The sequence below is a fragment of the Microvirga yunnanensis genome (assembly GCF_025460875.1).
In genome coordinates this window covers 21,013-34,611 of sequence record NZ_JAMXFI010000024.1, presented here as the reverse complement: position 1 = coordinate 34,611, position 13,599 = coordinate 21,013, and the positions used below count along the sequence as shown (strand labels likewise).

The window sequence follows — 13,599 nt, the reverse complement described above, 5'->3', positions numbered from 1 at the left end:
GTTCTGGGCGGTTCAGTCTGCCGTTAGAATAGTCGCTCGTCTAGTTCGGTTCAGGTAATCTTGCCGCGAGAGTTTGAATTATTTTTGTTCTGCATAAGTGCTCGTCTGCGAGCGAGTAGCTACTTTTTCATTTCTGCGCTGCTCTTTGGCGCGGACAGCTTGGCCAGGTGGCCGCCAGCGACTTGCGCAATCGATACGCGGCGAACTCCATAAAGCGCCGGAGTTTGAGGGGCAGGATGGCCTGTCCCGCGTGCACCAAGTGCACCGGGATCGGGTCAGGTTCGTAGTTCTCCAGGACGAGCCTGAGCTTCCCCGCAGCCACAGCCCGCGTGACTTGGTAGGAGAGCACGTTCGTCACGCCGACGCCTGCGATCGCTGCGTCGATCGCGGCCTCGGCCGTGTTGATCTTCAGCCGACAGTAGGGGCGCACGCTCTTGGTCGCTTTGCCGCGCGGGTTGAAGATCCATGTCATCTCCGACGCCAGGGCTGGGAATGTCACGCACATGTGATCGGCCAGGTTGCCCGGCATTTTTGGGACGCCGTGGACAGCGATGTAGTCGGGGCTGCCGCACACCACGCGTCTGATCTCGCCTACCCTCGTTGCGACGAGCGTGCTGTCGTGCACAGCGCCTACGCGGACGGCTAGATCGATGTGCTCATCGACAATATTAATCGTGTGGTCGGAGAGCGTCGGGTAAACACTGATCTCGGGGAAGCGCGCCAGGAATTAGTTCGCAGCCGGTACGACGTGGAGGCGTCCGAAGACGATCGGCGCTGTTATCGCCAGCGTCCCCCGCGGGACGGTCTACTCCCCGGAGGCCTGCGATTCCGCCTCGTCGACCTGCTCCAGGATATGCTTGCAGGCCGCCACGTATGCGAGCCCCGCCTCGGTCAGCGACAGTTTCCGCGTCGAGCGGACGAGCAATTGGGTATTAAGATGGGCCTCCAAGTCAGCGACCTTCCGGCTGATGGTTGGTAGCGGAATGCCGAGCTGCCGGCCAGCCGCAGAGAAACTGCCGGCTTCGGCGGCGGCTACCAAAATCGACATTGCTTCCAGCCTGTCCATTTTCTCTCACATTCCGAGAGGCCATTTCTCATGATTACCGACTCATCCCGCCGCTTGAAAGGGGCTATGTCAACGCGGTGAGGGCCAAGCTGGCCAGAGTTCAACGGAGAGGAAAATCCCACGTATCGCCATCCCGGGGCGCGATGACGCGCCCGCCGAGTCCCAGGCAATCCTCGACAACGTCAACAAGATACTCCGCTTGGTGTCGAACCTCCATCGCCTCAGGTCCATCAGCCCAAATGTCCCGGGTGGCTGGGACAGCCTGAGGGGATCGCTCGCGAAGACGCTCGACGTCATGACGAGAGAAGGAATCGCACTGGCGGCGTCGGAGGCGGCCGCTTGCAACTACTGCTTGGCCGCGCACAGCTTCGTCGCAGGCAACATGGCCAAAATCTCGCCGGACGAAATCGCGCGCGACAGGGAAGGCTGCTCGAGCGATCCGAGACGCCAAGCTGCGATCCCCTTCGCGAAAGCGCTCATGGAGACGCACGGCGAAGTTTCCGACGCCCAATTTGCGACGATCAGGGAAACGGGGTGGACAGACGCGAACATCGTCGAGACGATCGCGCTGACTGCCCAGTTCGTGTTGACCAACTTCATGAACAATGCGGTGCAGACCCCAATCGATTTTCCTGACATCAGGCCCGCAAAGGTGAACTAACGCTAGATACCCTCCTTTGACGAGATGAGCATAGAGAGGTGAGAACTTGAGAATCCAACTTCTCGACGGCCCTCGCGGCGTAGTGTCAAGCACGTACATGAGCCCGCCCGAGGCTTCGGGCGGTACGAGGGTGCCCGTTGACCATATTTGGCCGCGGGCTCGCCACGGAGTGCGCGAGCGTCGATCTGTGGCCAAAGAGCATTGCCCCGAGCGCAGGCCCAGTACGTGATTCTATTATGATTCGAACCGCTGGCCCGAGTTTCACAAGCGATAATTCGAGGAACGCCGTGCCAATCCCGCTATTGTCCACTACATGATGGAGGTTATATCGGCCGTCAAAGTCACGCTGCTCTTCCGTGCGCACGACACCCAGCGTAATAACGCTGTCGCGCTCGCCGACTCCCTCGCGGCCCATTAGTCGGGGTCGATATATGGGATCGGAAGCTCGCTTAGGTCGTCGTCATAGCTTGCCGCCAGCCCGACGCTGACAATACCATTCGTGCGGATATCGGCGCTGAAGCCGAGCGTCCGCCCGACGGGGCACATGTTCGCGGCCTGCATCAGCTGAGCGCGGTCGTCGTCGCCAAGGCTTCCCTCAAGCGAGATCGAACGTTCAAAGAAGTCGCGGCCGGCGTGCCCGCCATGGTGGTACGACACGGCGACCGCAACGTGGGAAAGCGGGATCTTACGCCTTCGTGCCTGAAGTCGTATCGTCATCGCCGTGCATGCGGCAAGCGAAGCGCTCAGCAACTCGTAAGGATTCGCCCCCGCCCGGCCGCCCTTGCCATCAAGGCCGCCGACCAAGAACACCGATGCGCCGGCCCGGCCGTTGAGCGTGCCAGCGTCGTCAAGATCGCCTGCCACTTCGGCCTGTGGCCAATGGGCGCCATCCTCGTTCGAATTTGTCATCGTGCTTTCCTTTCAGATGTTGACAGGGCGCTTGGCTTGCCAGTCAGAGCAGGTCGCGGCAGTCGATCAGTTGCACAGTACCTTTGCAGGAGCCTTCGCAACGCCTCGGCGCCTTGCTTGTTCACTAGGGTACTCATTTCGGCCGGGCCCTTATCGTAAGTCGGCGCTGCTGTCCCGCGAGGATGACCCTGACGCCTCCACGGATCACGCCTAGGTGAATGCACGCCCGACCTCGCAGCTGGTCAACGCCTACCGACGGAGCAGTATCAGCCGTGGAGGGGCTCGCGGCCCTTGACGTCCGCGAAGTACTGAGGCGCCTCGCGACGGTCATATTTCCCGTAATCACGTACGATCCGCACTTGCCGGACCCTTGCATCGTCATCCCGCGCCGACACGTCCTCGTACGCCTGCACTGCAGCGGCATCTTTCCAGGATATGAGGAGAATCAGGTCGCCAGGCGTTAGTACGGCATCGAAGATGTCCCAAGACGTGATGTCGGCGGCCCACGGGTTTAGGCCGAGCCACTCAGCGCATTCGTACGGGTTGCTGGTCCGCCGCCACTCCGCGGGGCGTGGCGCGTTGATGAGCGTGACTGCGGTCCCCTCGCCAACTTCCGCCTCGTCAAGGCGTTGCTCCGTGAGCGCGTATCCCGCAGGCACCCGGCTGTCGGCGGTGATCTGGCTGACGCGCAGGTGGTAGTCAGCGATGATTTCGTCGCGACCCTTCTGTTGGAATTCGTGGTGCTGCCCGCGGGTGCGCCACCGGACGAGCGACTTCTCGTCCCGCCAGTTCGAAAGCGAAAGGATCCAGCCCTCGCGGGTCAGACTCTTGTAGCGGACATTGTCGACAAACCCTTCTTCCTGCTCCAATTCAGGGCGCAGCATCTTGGCGCTATCGAGATAGTCATTCCAATTCCCTATATTGGGGAGGACCTCGAAAATCACCGAAAACATCGTTGTATCCTTCTTCTAGAGTGCTGCGGCGCCGTCGATTTCTATGTCGAAGTGCTCCGGCCACGCGGGCACGTTGACGAAGATCCGAGCGCGTGAGTCTTTCGGGAAGGACCGCGCGTAGATCCCGTTCCTGACGCTGGACTCCTCGATCGGTATCCAGAGTCCGCCTTGCAGCAGCAGCGTAGCTCCGGTTTCCACGCGTGCGACGTCTCCCTGCATCCAATGCGACCGCAACTTCCGTTGCGCGAGTGGGCAGTCCGGCGTTCGAGAAACTATCCGCTCACAAAACTACAGAGATGATCCTTAAGCGCCGTAGCGTTCGGTCTTGATCAACCTCGATTCCAGCCCTAATTCCAGCGCCGCGTCCGCCGCAACGTCGACGAAGGCATTCGACCCGCACACGAAGACACCGCCTGGAGAGACAGGCAGCCGCGCCGCGACATTGGCGACCATCGCTGCATCGATCCGCCTGCTAAAGTCGCCGCCGCGCGTCGCCGGTTCGCGGGTCAGCGCCAGGGCGAGTGCGAAGTCGGGCATCGAACTCTCGAGCTTGAGGAGTTCGTCCCTGAACAGCACGTCATCCCAGGTCCTAGAGGAGAGCAGCAGCCCGACGGGTACGCGCTCGGCGCTGGCCCTCCAGTACCGGATCATAGCCATCAGCGGCACGACGCCGGAGCCCGCACCAATCAAGAGCACCGACTTCTCGATCGGTCCCGGCCAGAGGAAGTGCCCACCGAGAGGCCCGCGAAGCTCTATCGTGTCGCCTGGTTGGGCGACGTCGTGAAAAAATGGCGATACTTCACCGCCCTCGAGGCGCTCAATCGCCAGCTCGATCACCCGCGATCCACTCGGCTCCGACGCAATCGAATAGCTGCGCACGGCGGTGTAGCCGTCCGGAGCGGTCAGCCGAACGTCGACGTGTTGGCCTGCCTTGTGCTCGAACGGTTCCGTCAGTTGCAGGAAAAAACTCTTGATGGACGGCGTTCTCGCCGCGATCTCAATGATCGTACAGCTTTGCCAATCCCCGGTCGCGGATGTTGCTTCAGTCATTTGTGTAGCGCTGCTCCCGCCACGGATCGCCATACATGTGGTACCCGCGCAGCTCCCAGAAGCCAGGCTCATCGCGGTCTGTGAATTGAAGCCCGTTCACCCACTTTGCCGATTTCCAGAAATAGAGATGCGGCACAAGTAGGCGCGCCGGCCCCCCGTGATCGCGCGGCAGCGGCTGGCCTTCATAATTGAGCGCAACCATCGCCTTCCCCGTTGCGAGATCCGTGAGCGGGATGTTGGTGGAGTATCCGTCGTAGCAATGTGCGAGCGCAAACGGAGTGGGCGCATCAAGCCCTGCGTCAGCGAGAATGTCGTCGATGGCTACTCCCTCCCATGCGGTGTTGAGTTTCGACCACGCGGTCACGCAGTGGATGTCTCGCGTCATCTTGGTTCGTGGGAGGGCATTGAACTCTGACCAATTCCACACCTTAACCGGACGAGGTCCGACCCTCAGCGTGAAAGTCCAATCGGCGGGCTCGATCCGCGGCGTCGGACCGGCCGTAAGCACCGGGAAGTTGTCGACGAGGTGCTGTCCCGGGGGGATCCGGTCCGATAGTTCCGATCCGGATTGGCGGCCTGTAAAACCACGAGTGACCATGGCGAATTTCCTCCGTTGGCGGATGAAGGGAGCGCCATCCCGCACAATACGCTAAGCGGTCGTGTGCCGGATGAGCAGGGTACCGGGGAAGCATAGAATTTGGCACGGCGCACGGGAAATGACCTCACGCCATCAAGTCGATAGCTGCGGGTTATGGCGATCATTCGCCTTTCTCCCCATCGGCCTTGGACGCCCCTAAGGCCGATCGCTCGAGCAACTCGGACAGCATCCTGACGGCCTCCGTTAGCCTCAGGATTTCGCGCTCACGCAGTAGGTCGATCTTCTCATGAAGCAACTCAATCTCGAGCTCCGCCTTCACATTGATCCGGTAGTCATTCTCCGCGGCTCTGCGATCGATGTCCTGCTGTCGGTTCTGGCTCATCATGATGACTGGCGCGGCGTAGGCCGCCTGGAACGAAAGCGCGAGATTGAGAAGAATGAACGGGTACGGGTCCCAACCCCTGATCGCGCCCATCATATTGGCGGCTATCCAGACAAACAGGATCGCGCTCTGGAGGATAATGAACCTCCACGATCCCATAACGGTGGCGACCGCGTCCGCTATCCTTTGCCCCGGCGTCAAGCGCGCAACCGCTGGGGGCACATCCATGTCCTGAATACGGAGTGAGTGGCGCGCTCGCCTGAGATCGCTGAGCAGGTCTCGTTCGGCTTGTTCCATGCCGTCCTCGTGTTCCGCCTCTGTCTTCACGCCGCCAGCCCCGTTCCACTCGATCGCGCTAGCGTTAGGTTTCAGCGGGGAAGGGGTAAAGATATTGTATCAATAACCGCTGGGAATGCCGCGCTGATACGGCGATGGCCTAGGGCGTGTCTGCAAAGGGCTATAGCCAGAGCATGATCATGCCGATGTTGACCATCGCGAGATAGGTGGCGGCGCGCTTCTCGTAGCGTGTGGCGATACGCCGGAACTGCTTGAGGCGGTTGATCAGGCGCTCAACTTTGTTGCGCTCCCGATATGCCTCACGATCAAAGGTCGGCTGAGAGCGCTGATCCTTGCGCGTCGGGATCACCGGTGAGATCCGGCGCTGGCGCAGCCGGCGCCGAGCGGTTGGACTGGAATAGCCCTTGTCACCGGCCACCCGCCGCGGCCGCAAGCGCGGGCGGCCTCGTCCTGATCGGCGGATGGCCCCGCCATCCAGCAGGCCCTCCAGGGCAATCTGCTCGTGGCGTTCGCCGCCTGTCAGCACCGCGATGATCGGCTTGCCGCCTCCTTCCACGCGCAGGTGCAGCTTGGTCGAGAACCCACCCTGCGAGCGGCCCAGAGCTTCGTCCGGTGCCTCACCCCCCGATAGCGCCGGTCCGGCAAGCGCCGGCGGCGTGCTGATGCGCCCGAACAATGGTGGCATCCACAAAGTGGAGATCCCAGTCGATTTCACCACGGGCATCGGCCCCGGCCTGCAGAGCAGAAAGGAGGCGCTGCCAGAGGCCAGACTGGCACCAGCGATAGAAGCGGCTGGAGACGGTGCCGACTGGGCCATAGCGCTCGGGCAGATCCCGCCAGGGCGCGCCGGTGCGCAGAACCCACAAAATGCCGTTCAAAATGGTGCGGTGATGGTGGTTGGGCCGCCCGGTTGGCGGCCGCTCGGGCGGCAGAAGCGGCTCAAGACGCTGCCACTGCCGGTCCGTCAACTCGTAACGTGTCACACTGTATAAATGGGAACTCCAAGCTCCTCATGGAACCCCTTTGCAGACACGCCCTAGTCAGCGCCGTCCTAAGCATCACGGAGTTCCTTGAGAATGAAGTCGGTAAATGCGCGGGCGGCAGGCTTGATCGTCTTTCCGCCGACGAAGACCGCATTCACCTCCATCGAGCCGAAATCCCAGTCAGGCAGTACCCGCACGAGCTTCCCGGCTTCGAGCTCTGCCCGCGCACTGTTTTCGCTCGACGCAGCGATCCCCAGCCCGGCCACGGCAATTGCCGTAGCGCCTTCGTTGACAGTGATAGCGAGCTGACTGTCAACGCGCACGGAGGTGACGCGGCCGTCCTTGCGGAAGGAGAAAGTAGGCAAGGGATGTGCTGGGCTGATGATCATAAAGTGGTGTGCGAGGTCGGAGGGTATTGTGGGCGTGCCCCGCTCCCGTAGGTAGTCTGGGGAGGCCGTGAGTATCCTCGCCTGGTGAATGAGCTTGCGCACGATCGCGCTCGAGTCGGGAAGGGCGCCGAACTGAAACGACACGTCAAGGCCCTCGGTTACGAGGTCTGGGTAGCGGTCAGTCACCCGGAGGTCGATCTTCAGCGCCGGGTGCTGCTTCATAAACGCGGGAAGCCGCGGGATGACTTCCCTGAGCCCGAAACTTACCGGCGTTCCGACGCGGAGCGATCCGCGCAACTCTCCCGTTCCGCGCGCCTCGTGGTCGGCCTCGTCAAGCGCCGCCAGGATCGCCTCAACGCGCATCAGGTACGTGGCGCCCGCGTCAGTCAGCGTCACAGCTCGCGTGGTGCGGCTAAAGAGTGCCGCGCCGACCTCCTGCTCGAGCGCGCCGATCAACCGCGATGCAGACGGCTGCGACAGCCCGAGTTCGCGGCCAGCACTGGAGAAGTTGCCGACGCGCGCGGCGCGGACAAACAGTCGGAGCGCTGAGAGCCGATCGTTCATCACTTGCTGCGGTCACGGCGAGCTACACGGAGACCGGGGCCACCGTAAAGGCTATCGGGATCCAAGTCGTTGCCGGGGTCATGACGACCCGTCCAGGCTATCAATGAGAGTGTGGCATAGAGGGAGTCCGCTTCCGCTAATTCCCGCAAGGGTTCTGAATGAAGCATACCGGACAACCGAACCTCACAAGGAACGAGGTCAGGCTTGCGCTCACGGATGGACGCACGTGTGAAGGTATCCGGAGAGCGTTTAAACATATAGTCGAGCCTGAAAAGCGCTTCGGCGTCCAGGTTGGCGGCCTCCGCATCCCTTTCTAAGCAGAGAACCCGGCGGTGTCGTGGATGTGCAGGTACTGGTTCGGGCCTCATCACCATTTTCACCAAGTTACGTATCCGTTTTACCGGAGCTAACCGCGCCGTGGCGGCCTATACGCTCTGGATTCAGTTGATTCGGCTTGAAAGCTTTCTTCACCGCGCGAACGTAGAGTAATAAGGAATTCGAGCACTACGACTGTACCGACGTGACTGTTGAGCTTCTTTAACTTCATTTTCAGGCTACGCTAATAGGCACAAACCATTCCATTGTACACAGGTCGATGCTGATGGTTCAACCGTTTGCTCAGTCTATACAAACGTGTGACTTGCTGTTCACACGACTCAAAGGCGGCCGATCCTCTTACTGTTACTCCTTTCTAAGGAACCGGGCAGGATTACCGGGGACGTGAGGCGATGAATGGTGCTCTCGTTTTGGCTGCGCCGGCACGCCGCGTACTGCGCTGTCTCAGAAGCAGCACCCATTGCATGGCTCGGGCTAAGGGTATCCAACTTGCGTACGGTCGATCTCTCGCAGAGCCTTGGCGATCATCTCGGGCCAGCTATCGCAATGCACATGCAGAAGGATGCCCTTGGCGAGCATGGCGTCCACCAAAGGCTGGATCACCCCAAAGCCGTTGATCCTCCTGGCTACCTTCAGAACTAGGCGTTCCCGTGTCCGTTTGCGGCAAGCCGGCTCTACGTCCGCCCCAACTCTGCCGGTCCACGATAGGCGAAGATCTCAACCAGGGCCTCACGCCCCCGCAACCGCATGGCGCCAAGTGGATGCCATTCGCCTGTCGCTATCTCGCCGGCGCACTCTAGCGCTTCGCGCGACGCAATCAGGGGTTCCTCGTGCTGCTTTGCGAGAGCTTCCAACCGTGCGGCAACATTCACCGCGTCTCCGACTACTGTGAATTCCAGCCGGGATTCGTCGCCGACCACACCGCTGAAGCACCTCCCGGCATGGATGCCGACAACGACAGATAGCGGAGACGCTGCGTCCCCGCATTGGTTCCACTCGTTTATCGACCGCACCAAGCACTTCGCGCACGCGAGCGCGCGCTGGCCGTCGTCCGGTCTTGCCTCGGGCGCCCCGAAGACCACGAGAGCGCCGTCACCAGCGAATTTCTCGATCAGCCCGCCATATTCCTCAACCGGTCGCGTGATCCGCTGGCGGAACTGTGTGAGGAAATCCCCGACCCGCTCCGGGGGCATGCGCTCGGTGATGCCCATTGAGTTCCGCAGATCTATGAAGAGCACTGAGCACTCGGAGGTAGTGCCATGGCGCAGGCGCGAATACGGGCGGGTGAGTTCTGTGACGATCTGCGCCGGCAGGAAGCGTGTCAGCATCACCCGCTCGCGTTGTTCCTTAAGGGCCTGCACCAGCAAGCGTCGCCCTCGGTAGACGACGAGGGTCAGGCAGAGGCCGACCAGGATGATGAAACCGAGACGGACCACGTTGGGCTCGAGGTCTGCAAGCCGCCCTGCCTCGGGCAGGGGCGGCGGTGTGTAGACCGTTGTGCCAGCCCAAAGCGCGATGGCCATCCCGGCGGCGATGTACAGTACCGAGGCGGTCGCGACGATCGACGGTCGATAGCGCAACGCGTTGAAGGCAAGAATGAGCGGGCCTGCCCAGGCGGATGTGACGAGGAACAGGTCGTTCCCGGGAAGCTCGCTTCTGAGCACGCCCTCCGCAAGTGATGCGACCGCCACACCGAGATCGAGCAGCGCGAATAGCCAGCCGAGCGATGGCCGATAGAGACCAGACGTTATCAGGGCCAGCGCAGCTGCCGACGTGACGGTGAACCCGACAATGGCAATGATCGAGGTCACGTGGGGGCGGCCGCCCGGATCCGCTAGCCGGATTGGGACTATCGTGCTGCTTGTGATGATCAGTAGCAGGAGCATGACAGCGACGACGAGCCGAAGCACGGCAACGGCCTGCTCGGCGCGAATTTCAGCCTGGTAAATCAGTCGATCCGCGATATCGTCGCCTGTGTCCAAGATCATCGACCGGCTTAGCGCGGAGCGGCGCGGAGGCAGTGTGATCCGGGAAAGCGAACCCAGCCAATACCTTCCAAGGAGCCGTATCATGTCTTCAGAGCCCCTGCCAGAGTCGGCTGGGATGCATCGCGCAGGGGAGCATGAGGTTACGCGGGGCGGTCGATCGACAGGCTGAGATCCGCAAATGGGCAAACCATGGCCGCCAATCGCTCCTCGCTCTGACACAAAGCTCGTTCAATCGGGCAGCGGCACGAGCCGCTCCGCACGTCCTCGTGCTCCCCAGATAAACTGTCCCGCCTCGTCGGCAAGATAGAGGAGGATCGCACCCGATTCGAACAGCGCGAGTGGTCTGCCGCTCGGTCCGTCGGGGTCGTAGAGTGCGGGGATCTTGCCGTTCGGGGTTGAGCGCGAGAAAGGCCGGGTCATGGCTTTCGTCCGCCGTGATGTCGATCCGGTGCGCCTCATAGGCGAGGCCGGTTTCCTCAAGCATGATGCTCACCTTGACCCCATTGGGTGTCGGCAGGGAAAACAGCTGGAGCCGGTCGGGGTACTGCGCCGGCCAGCGCGTGAAAATCGGATGATCGAGGGTCACTTTCTTCCTCCTAGATCAGCGGACCGAGCTGCGCCGGGACATGGCCGAATCTTCCGCCATGGCGGATTTCCTCCGCTGGCGAGTGAAGGGAGCGCCATCCCGCGCCATACGCTAAGCTGTTGTCGCCGGATGAGCAGAGTACCGGAGAAGCATCGAATGTCGCGCGGCGAATGGGAAATGACGTCACGCCATGAAGTCGATTGCCTCGGGTTATGATGGTCATCTGCCTTCCGCATCGGACTCGCATGCACCCGGCGCCGACTGCTCCGGCAGCTCGGTCAGCATCCTGACGGCATCCGTCAGCTTCACGACCTCGCGCTCACGCGATTGGTCAATCTTCTCATGAAGCAACTCAATCTCGAGCTCCGCCTTCACATTGATCCGGTAGTCATTCTCTGCAGCCCTGCGCTCGTCTGAACCGAAAAGGGCGACTGCGGTCTCAAGTGTGGCTTTCCCGGCATTTGTCGGTCTCCTCGGCCGCTCCATGCTCTCCCAAGCGAGGGAAGATAGCACCTTCCGAATTTCAAGATAAATAGACGTTTGTGAGACATTGTCTCTCAAAATCTGAGAATGAATCATTTGCGCCCGCCGGCGCCGGTACCGGGATCCAACCGGGAGGAGGAGGTCAGGGCAGGGTTGGCGTCAGGACGGGCCAGCAGAGGTCTTGCGGCATGTCCGTGGTTTTGCCGCCGCCCGTTGTTGCCGGGACGAACGTATTGGACGCTCGGACACGTATTTCGGAGCTCCGAAGCGACGCAGTTTCATAAACTCCATGGCACGGCCGCTTGTGAAGAAGGGCGCACGCGTCGTGTATCCGTACATGAGCGAGCTGTGGGGAGGCACCATGAACCGAAAGTCGACAGTGATATTTTCCGTGCTGGCGGGTGTTAGCCTGGCGAGCGGCTCGTTCCTGTTTTCGTCCGCAGGTGATGCGCAGTCGATCGCTTCAGGGGAAAGTAGCGAGGCCCGGTACCTGCCGGAATACACGGCGAACGGAGAACTGGTTCTCCCGAAGAACTGGCGCCACTGGGTGTTCGTAGGATCGCCGCTCACGCCGAATGCGCTCAATGACGGCAAGGCGAACTTCCCTGAGTTTCACAATGTATACATCGAGCCGGGCTCGCTTGCGATCTATGAGAAGACGGGAGAATTCCCAGAGGGAACGATCTTCTTCAAGGAACTGCAACTAACGCTGCAAGGAGAGAATCCCGACGGCTCGCGCACCGAGGCCTCCGGGCGAGGCTATTTTCCCGGGCCGTTCAACGGCGCGGATGTAACGGTCAAAGACTCTAAGCGCTATCCCGAGACTGGTGGCTGGGGCTATTACAACTTCAACCATCACGAGCCGAAAGCGATGACAGCATCGGTGCGCCCGAAGGGTGAATGCGCCTATTGCCACATGGCAAGCGCAAAAAAGGACGACGTCTGGACACAATTTTATCCAATGCTGGACAATATTGCGAAGAAATTCGGTGGATAAGTCCGGCGACGCCCTCGCGGAGAGCGGTTGTTGCCTGCGCAGGCGCCGACCGCATCCCCGTCCAGCATGATCGCCTCGAAGATGGAACGCTGGGCTCTCGGACGCTCGTGAGGTTACCGCACGCCGCTTGGGCGCCTCCGTCACGCGGGCGACGCGCTGCAGATACGATCCTTCTGCAGCACCGCCAGCATCATCATCATCATCTCCGCAACCCTATCGCTTGTGACGAGACCGACCAACTTGCCTGTCTCGTCCGTAACGCCGATGGTTGCAGCGGAAGGCTGCTGCATCAGCCTCAGCGCTTGTTCCAAGGTGGCACGACAGCTAACAACGGGCATTTGTTATAGTGTTACCACTTCAGCCGCAGGTACGCCGGGGCCCGCCCGCATGACCGACTGAAGGATGTCGGCGCGATCGGCGACGCCGACGAGATTTTCACTGGCGTCGACCACTGGAAACGTCCCCTGCGACGCTTGCAAAAGGACCCTTACAGCATCGTCGAGATGGGTGCCAGACCGGAGCGTAATGAAGTTACTTATCATCGCTTGGCTCACCGGTACGCCTCGCGAGACGGCGCGCAACGCGACTGAATGCGCTTCTGACGCGGCGGCCAGATAAACGAAAATGGCAACAAAGACGAGGATCGGATTATGAAACAATCCGATAAAGCCGAACACGAAGGCCGTAAGCTGGCCGATCGATGCTGCGCGTTCGGTCGCGCGCACGAATCCTATCCGACTTGCAAGCGCCGCACGCAGCACACGGCCGCCGTCCATCGGAAAGGCGGGAATCAGATTAAAGAGCGCAAGGAAAATGTTCAGCGCGGCTAGTCGGTCCGCTATCGCGATCTGCATGTCATCGACGCCCATCGCGGCGTTCGCGTGCGGGCTCGCATCGCCGAAGACAATCAGCACGGCAGCGATGACCACGTTCACGGCAGGACCTGCAACCGCGATGAGGAACTCCTCCCACGGCTCCTCGGGAATACGCTCGAGCTGCGCGACGCCGCCAATCGGCAGTAACGTCACATACGGTGTTATTACGCCGAAAACCCGCGCAGTGAAAATGTGCCCGAACTCGTGCAGCAGCACGCATACAAACAAGAGAACGATAAAGAGTAGGCTGTCCCAGGCTACGGTCACGCCGCTCGAAAGATAGTTCGAAACAAAGATCCCCGCGAGAAACAGCACGAACGTGATATGCAGGCGTACGACAGTACCTGCTACTTTCCCGACGTTCAGTGACCAGGACACATGAGCCTCACCCCATCCTTCCTTCTGCGTTTGGGGACAGGATGCGTCCCCGGCGAGTAGGCTGTCACCGCAAAGAGGCGCGAGCAACCTATCTCTTGTGGCCG

At 61.0% G+C, this 13,599-nt stretch carries 13 protein-coding genes and 3 pseudogenes; 2 read left to right on the top strand and 14 right to left on the bottom strand.

What is annotated here, in order from left to right:
* Positions 1–127: 127 nt before the first annotated feature.
* A pseudogene (locus tag NF876_RS14210) lies at positions 128–1,066 on the bottom strand (LysR family transcriptional regulator).
* A gap of 202 nt (positions 1,067–1,268) precedes the next feature.
* On the opposite strand from NF876_RS14210, the gene NF876_RS14205 reads away from it, so the two are divergent.
* Positions 1,269–1,727, top strand: a complete 459-nt coding sequence (locus NF876_RS14205; RefSeq protein WP_262269484.1) for a carboxymuconolactone decarboxylase family protein — start codon at positions 1,269–1,271, stop codon at positions 1,725–1,727.
* A 414-nt stretch (positions 1,728–2,141) separates the two neighbouring features.
* On the opposite strand, the gene NF876_RS14200 is transcribed toward NF876_RS14205, so the two are convergent.
* From NF876_RS14200 to NF876_RS14150, 11 genes and pseudogenes are all read right to left on the bottom strand, one after another.
* Positions 2,142–2,636: an OsmC family protein gene (locus tag NF876_RS14200; RefSeq protein ID WP_262269443.1), complete on the bottom strand. Its 495-nt coding sequence runs from the start codon at positions 2,634–2,636 to the stop codon at positions 2,142–2,144.
* Positions 2,637–2,902: 266 nt separating this feature from the next.
* Complete coding sequence (locus NF876_RS14195; protein WP_262269442.1) at positions 2,903–3,589, bottom strand: antibiotic biosynthesis monooxygenase family protein; 687 nt, start codon at positions 3,587–3,589, stop codon at positions 2,903–2,905.
* Between the two features lie 15 nt (positions 3,590–3,604).
* Complete coding sequence (locus NF876_RS14190; RefSeq protein ID WP_262269441.1) at positions 3,605–3,787, bottom strand: hypothetical protein; 183 nt, start codon at positions 3,785–3,787, stop codon at positions 3,605–3,607.
* 105 nt (positions 3,788–3,892) lie between these two features.
* Complete coding sequence (locus tag NF876_RS14185) at positions 3,893–4,639, bottom strand: ferredoxin reductase (protein ID WP_262269440.1); 747 nt, start codon at positions 4,637–4,639, stop codon at positions 3,893–3,895.
* Positions 4,632–5,237: a sulfite oxidase-like oxidoreductase gene (locus tag NF876_RS14180; protein ID WP_262269439.1), complete on the bottom strand. Its 606-nt coding sequence runs from the start codon at positions 5,235–5,237 to the stop codon at positions 4,632–4,634. The genes NF876_RS14185 and NF876_RS14180 overlap by 8 nt, the downstream gene beginning before the upstream one ends.
* Positions 5,238–5,397: 160 nt before the next feature.
* Positions 5,398–5,916 carry a DUF1003 domain-containing protein gene (locus NF876_RS14175; protein ID WP_262269438.1) on the bottom strand — a complete coding sequence of 173 codons (519 nt, stop codon included), beginning with the start codon at positions 5,914–5,916 and terminating at the stop codon, positions 5,398–5,400.
* A 160-nt stretch (positions 5,917–6,076) separates the two neighbouring features.
* Positions 6,077–6,899, bottom strand: a pseudogene (locus NF876_RS14170) (IS5 family transposase).
* A gap of 68 nt (positions 6,900–6,967) precedes the next feature.
* On the bottom strand, positions 6,968–7,852 hold the full coding sequence (locus NF876_RS14165; protein ID WP_262269437.1) for a LysR family transcriptional regulator: 885 nt from the start codon (positions 7,850–7,852) through the stop codon (positions 6,968–6,970).
* A 1,010-nt stretch (positions 7,853–8,862) separates the two neighbouring features.
* Positions 8,863–10,176, bottom strand: coding sequence for an adenylate/guanylate cyclase domain-containing protein (locus NF876_RS14160; protein WP_262269436.1), 1,314 nt, complete (start codon positions 10,174–10,176; stop codon positions 8,863–8,865).
* Positions 10,177–10,452: 276 nt separating this feature from the next.
* A pseudogene (locus NF876_RS14155) lies at positions 10,453–10,762 on the bottom strand (glutathione S-transferase N-terminal domain-containing protein); the annotation flags it as partial.
* Positions 10,763–10,981: 219 nt separating this feature from the next.
* Positions 10,982–11,341, bottom strand: a complete 360-nt coding sequence (locus tag NF876_RS14150; RefSeq protein ID WP_262269435.1) for a DUF1003 domain-containing protein — start codon at positions 11,339–11,341, stop codon at positions 10,982–10,984.
* 265 nt (positions 11,342–11,606) lie between these two features.
* Between NF876_RS14150 and NF876_RS14145 the strand changes: the two genes are divergently transcribed.
* Positions 11,607–12,242: a cytochrome P460 family protein gene (locus NF876_RS14145; RefSeq protein WP_262269434.1), complete on the top strand. Its 636-nt coding sequence runs from the start codon at positions 11,607–11,609 to the stop codon at positions 12,240–12,242.
* Positions 12,243–12,382: 140 nt separating this feature from the next.
* Here NF876_RS14145 and NF876_RS14140 read toward each other — a convergent pair whose 3' ends face one another.
* Complete coding sequence (locus tag NF876_RS14140) at positions 12,383–12,580, bottom strand: CBS domain-containing protein (protein WP_315975038.1); 198 nt, start codon at positions 12,578–12,580, stop codon at positions 12,383–12,385.
* 3 nt (positions 12,581–12,583) lie between these two features.
* Positions 12,584–13,495 carry a site-2 protease family protein gene (locus tag NF876_RS14135; protein WP_262269432.1) on the bottom strand — a complete coding sequence of 304 codons (912 nt, stop codon included), beginning with the start codon at positions 13,493–13,495 and terminating at the stop codon, positions 12,584–12,586.
* Positions 13,496–13,599 lie beyond the last annotated feature (104 nt).

Excerpts from the sequence above, each read along its gene's own strand:
- NF876_RS14200 (WP_262269443.1), bottom strand. The coding sequence starts at position 2,636 with ATGACAAATTCGAACGAGGATGGCGCCCATTGGCCACAGGCCGAAGTG.
- NF876_RS14195 (WP_262269442.1), bottom strand. The coding sequence starts at position 3,589 with ATGTTTTCGGTGATTTTCGAGGTCCTCCCCAATATAGGGAATTGGAAT.
- NF876_RS14185 (WP_262269440.1), bottom strand. The coding sequence starts at position 4,639 with ATGACTGAAGCAACATCCGCGACCGGGGATTGGCAAAGCTGTACGATC.
- NF876_RS14180 (WP_262269439.1), bottom strand. The coding sequence starts at position 5,237 with ATGGTCACTCGTGGTTTTACAGGCCGCCAATCCGGATCGGAACTATCG.
- NF876_RS14175 (WP_262269438.1), bottom strand. The coding sequence starts at position 5,916 with ATGGAACAAGCCGAACGAGACCTGCTCAGCGATCTCAGGCGAGCGCGC.
- NF876_RS14165 (WP_262269437.1), bottom strand. The coding sequence starts at position 7,852 with ATGAACGATCGGCTCTCAGCGCTCCGACTGTTTGTCCGCGCCGCGCGC.
- NF876_RS14160 (WP_262269436.1), bottom strand. The coding sequence starts at position 10,176 with ATGATCTTGGACACAGGCGACGATATCGCGGATCGACTGATTTACCAG.
- NF876_RS14150 (WP_262269435.1), bottom strand. The coding sequence starts at position 11,341 with ATGATTCATTCTCAGATTTTGAGAGACAATGTCTCACAAACGTCTATT.
- NF876_RS14145 (WP_262269434.1), top strand. The coding sequence starts at position 11,607 with ATGAACCGAAAGTCGACAGTGATATTTTCCGTGCTGGCGGGTGTTAGC.
- NF876_RS14140 (WP_315975038.1), bottom strand. The coding sequence starts at position 12,580 with ATGCCCGTTGTTAGCTGTCGTGCCACCTTGGAACAAGCGCTGAGGCTG.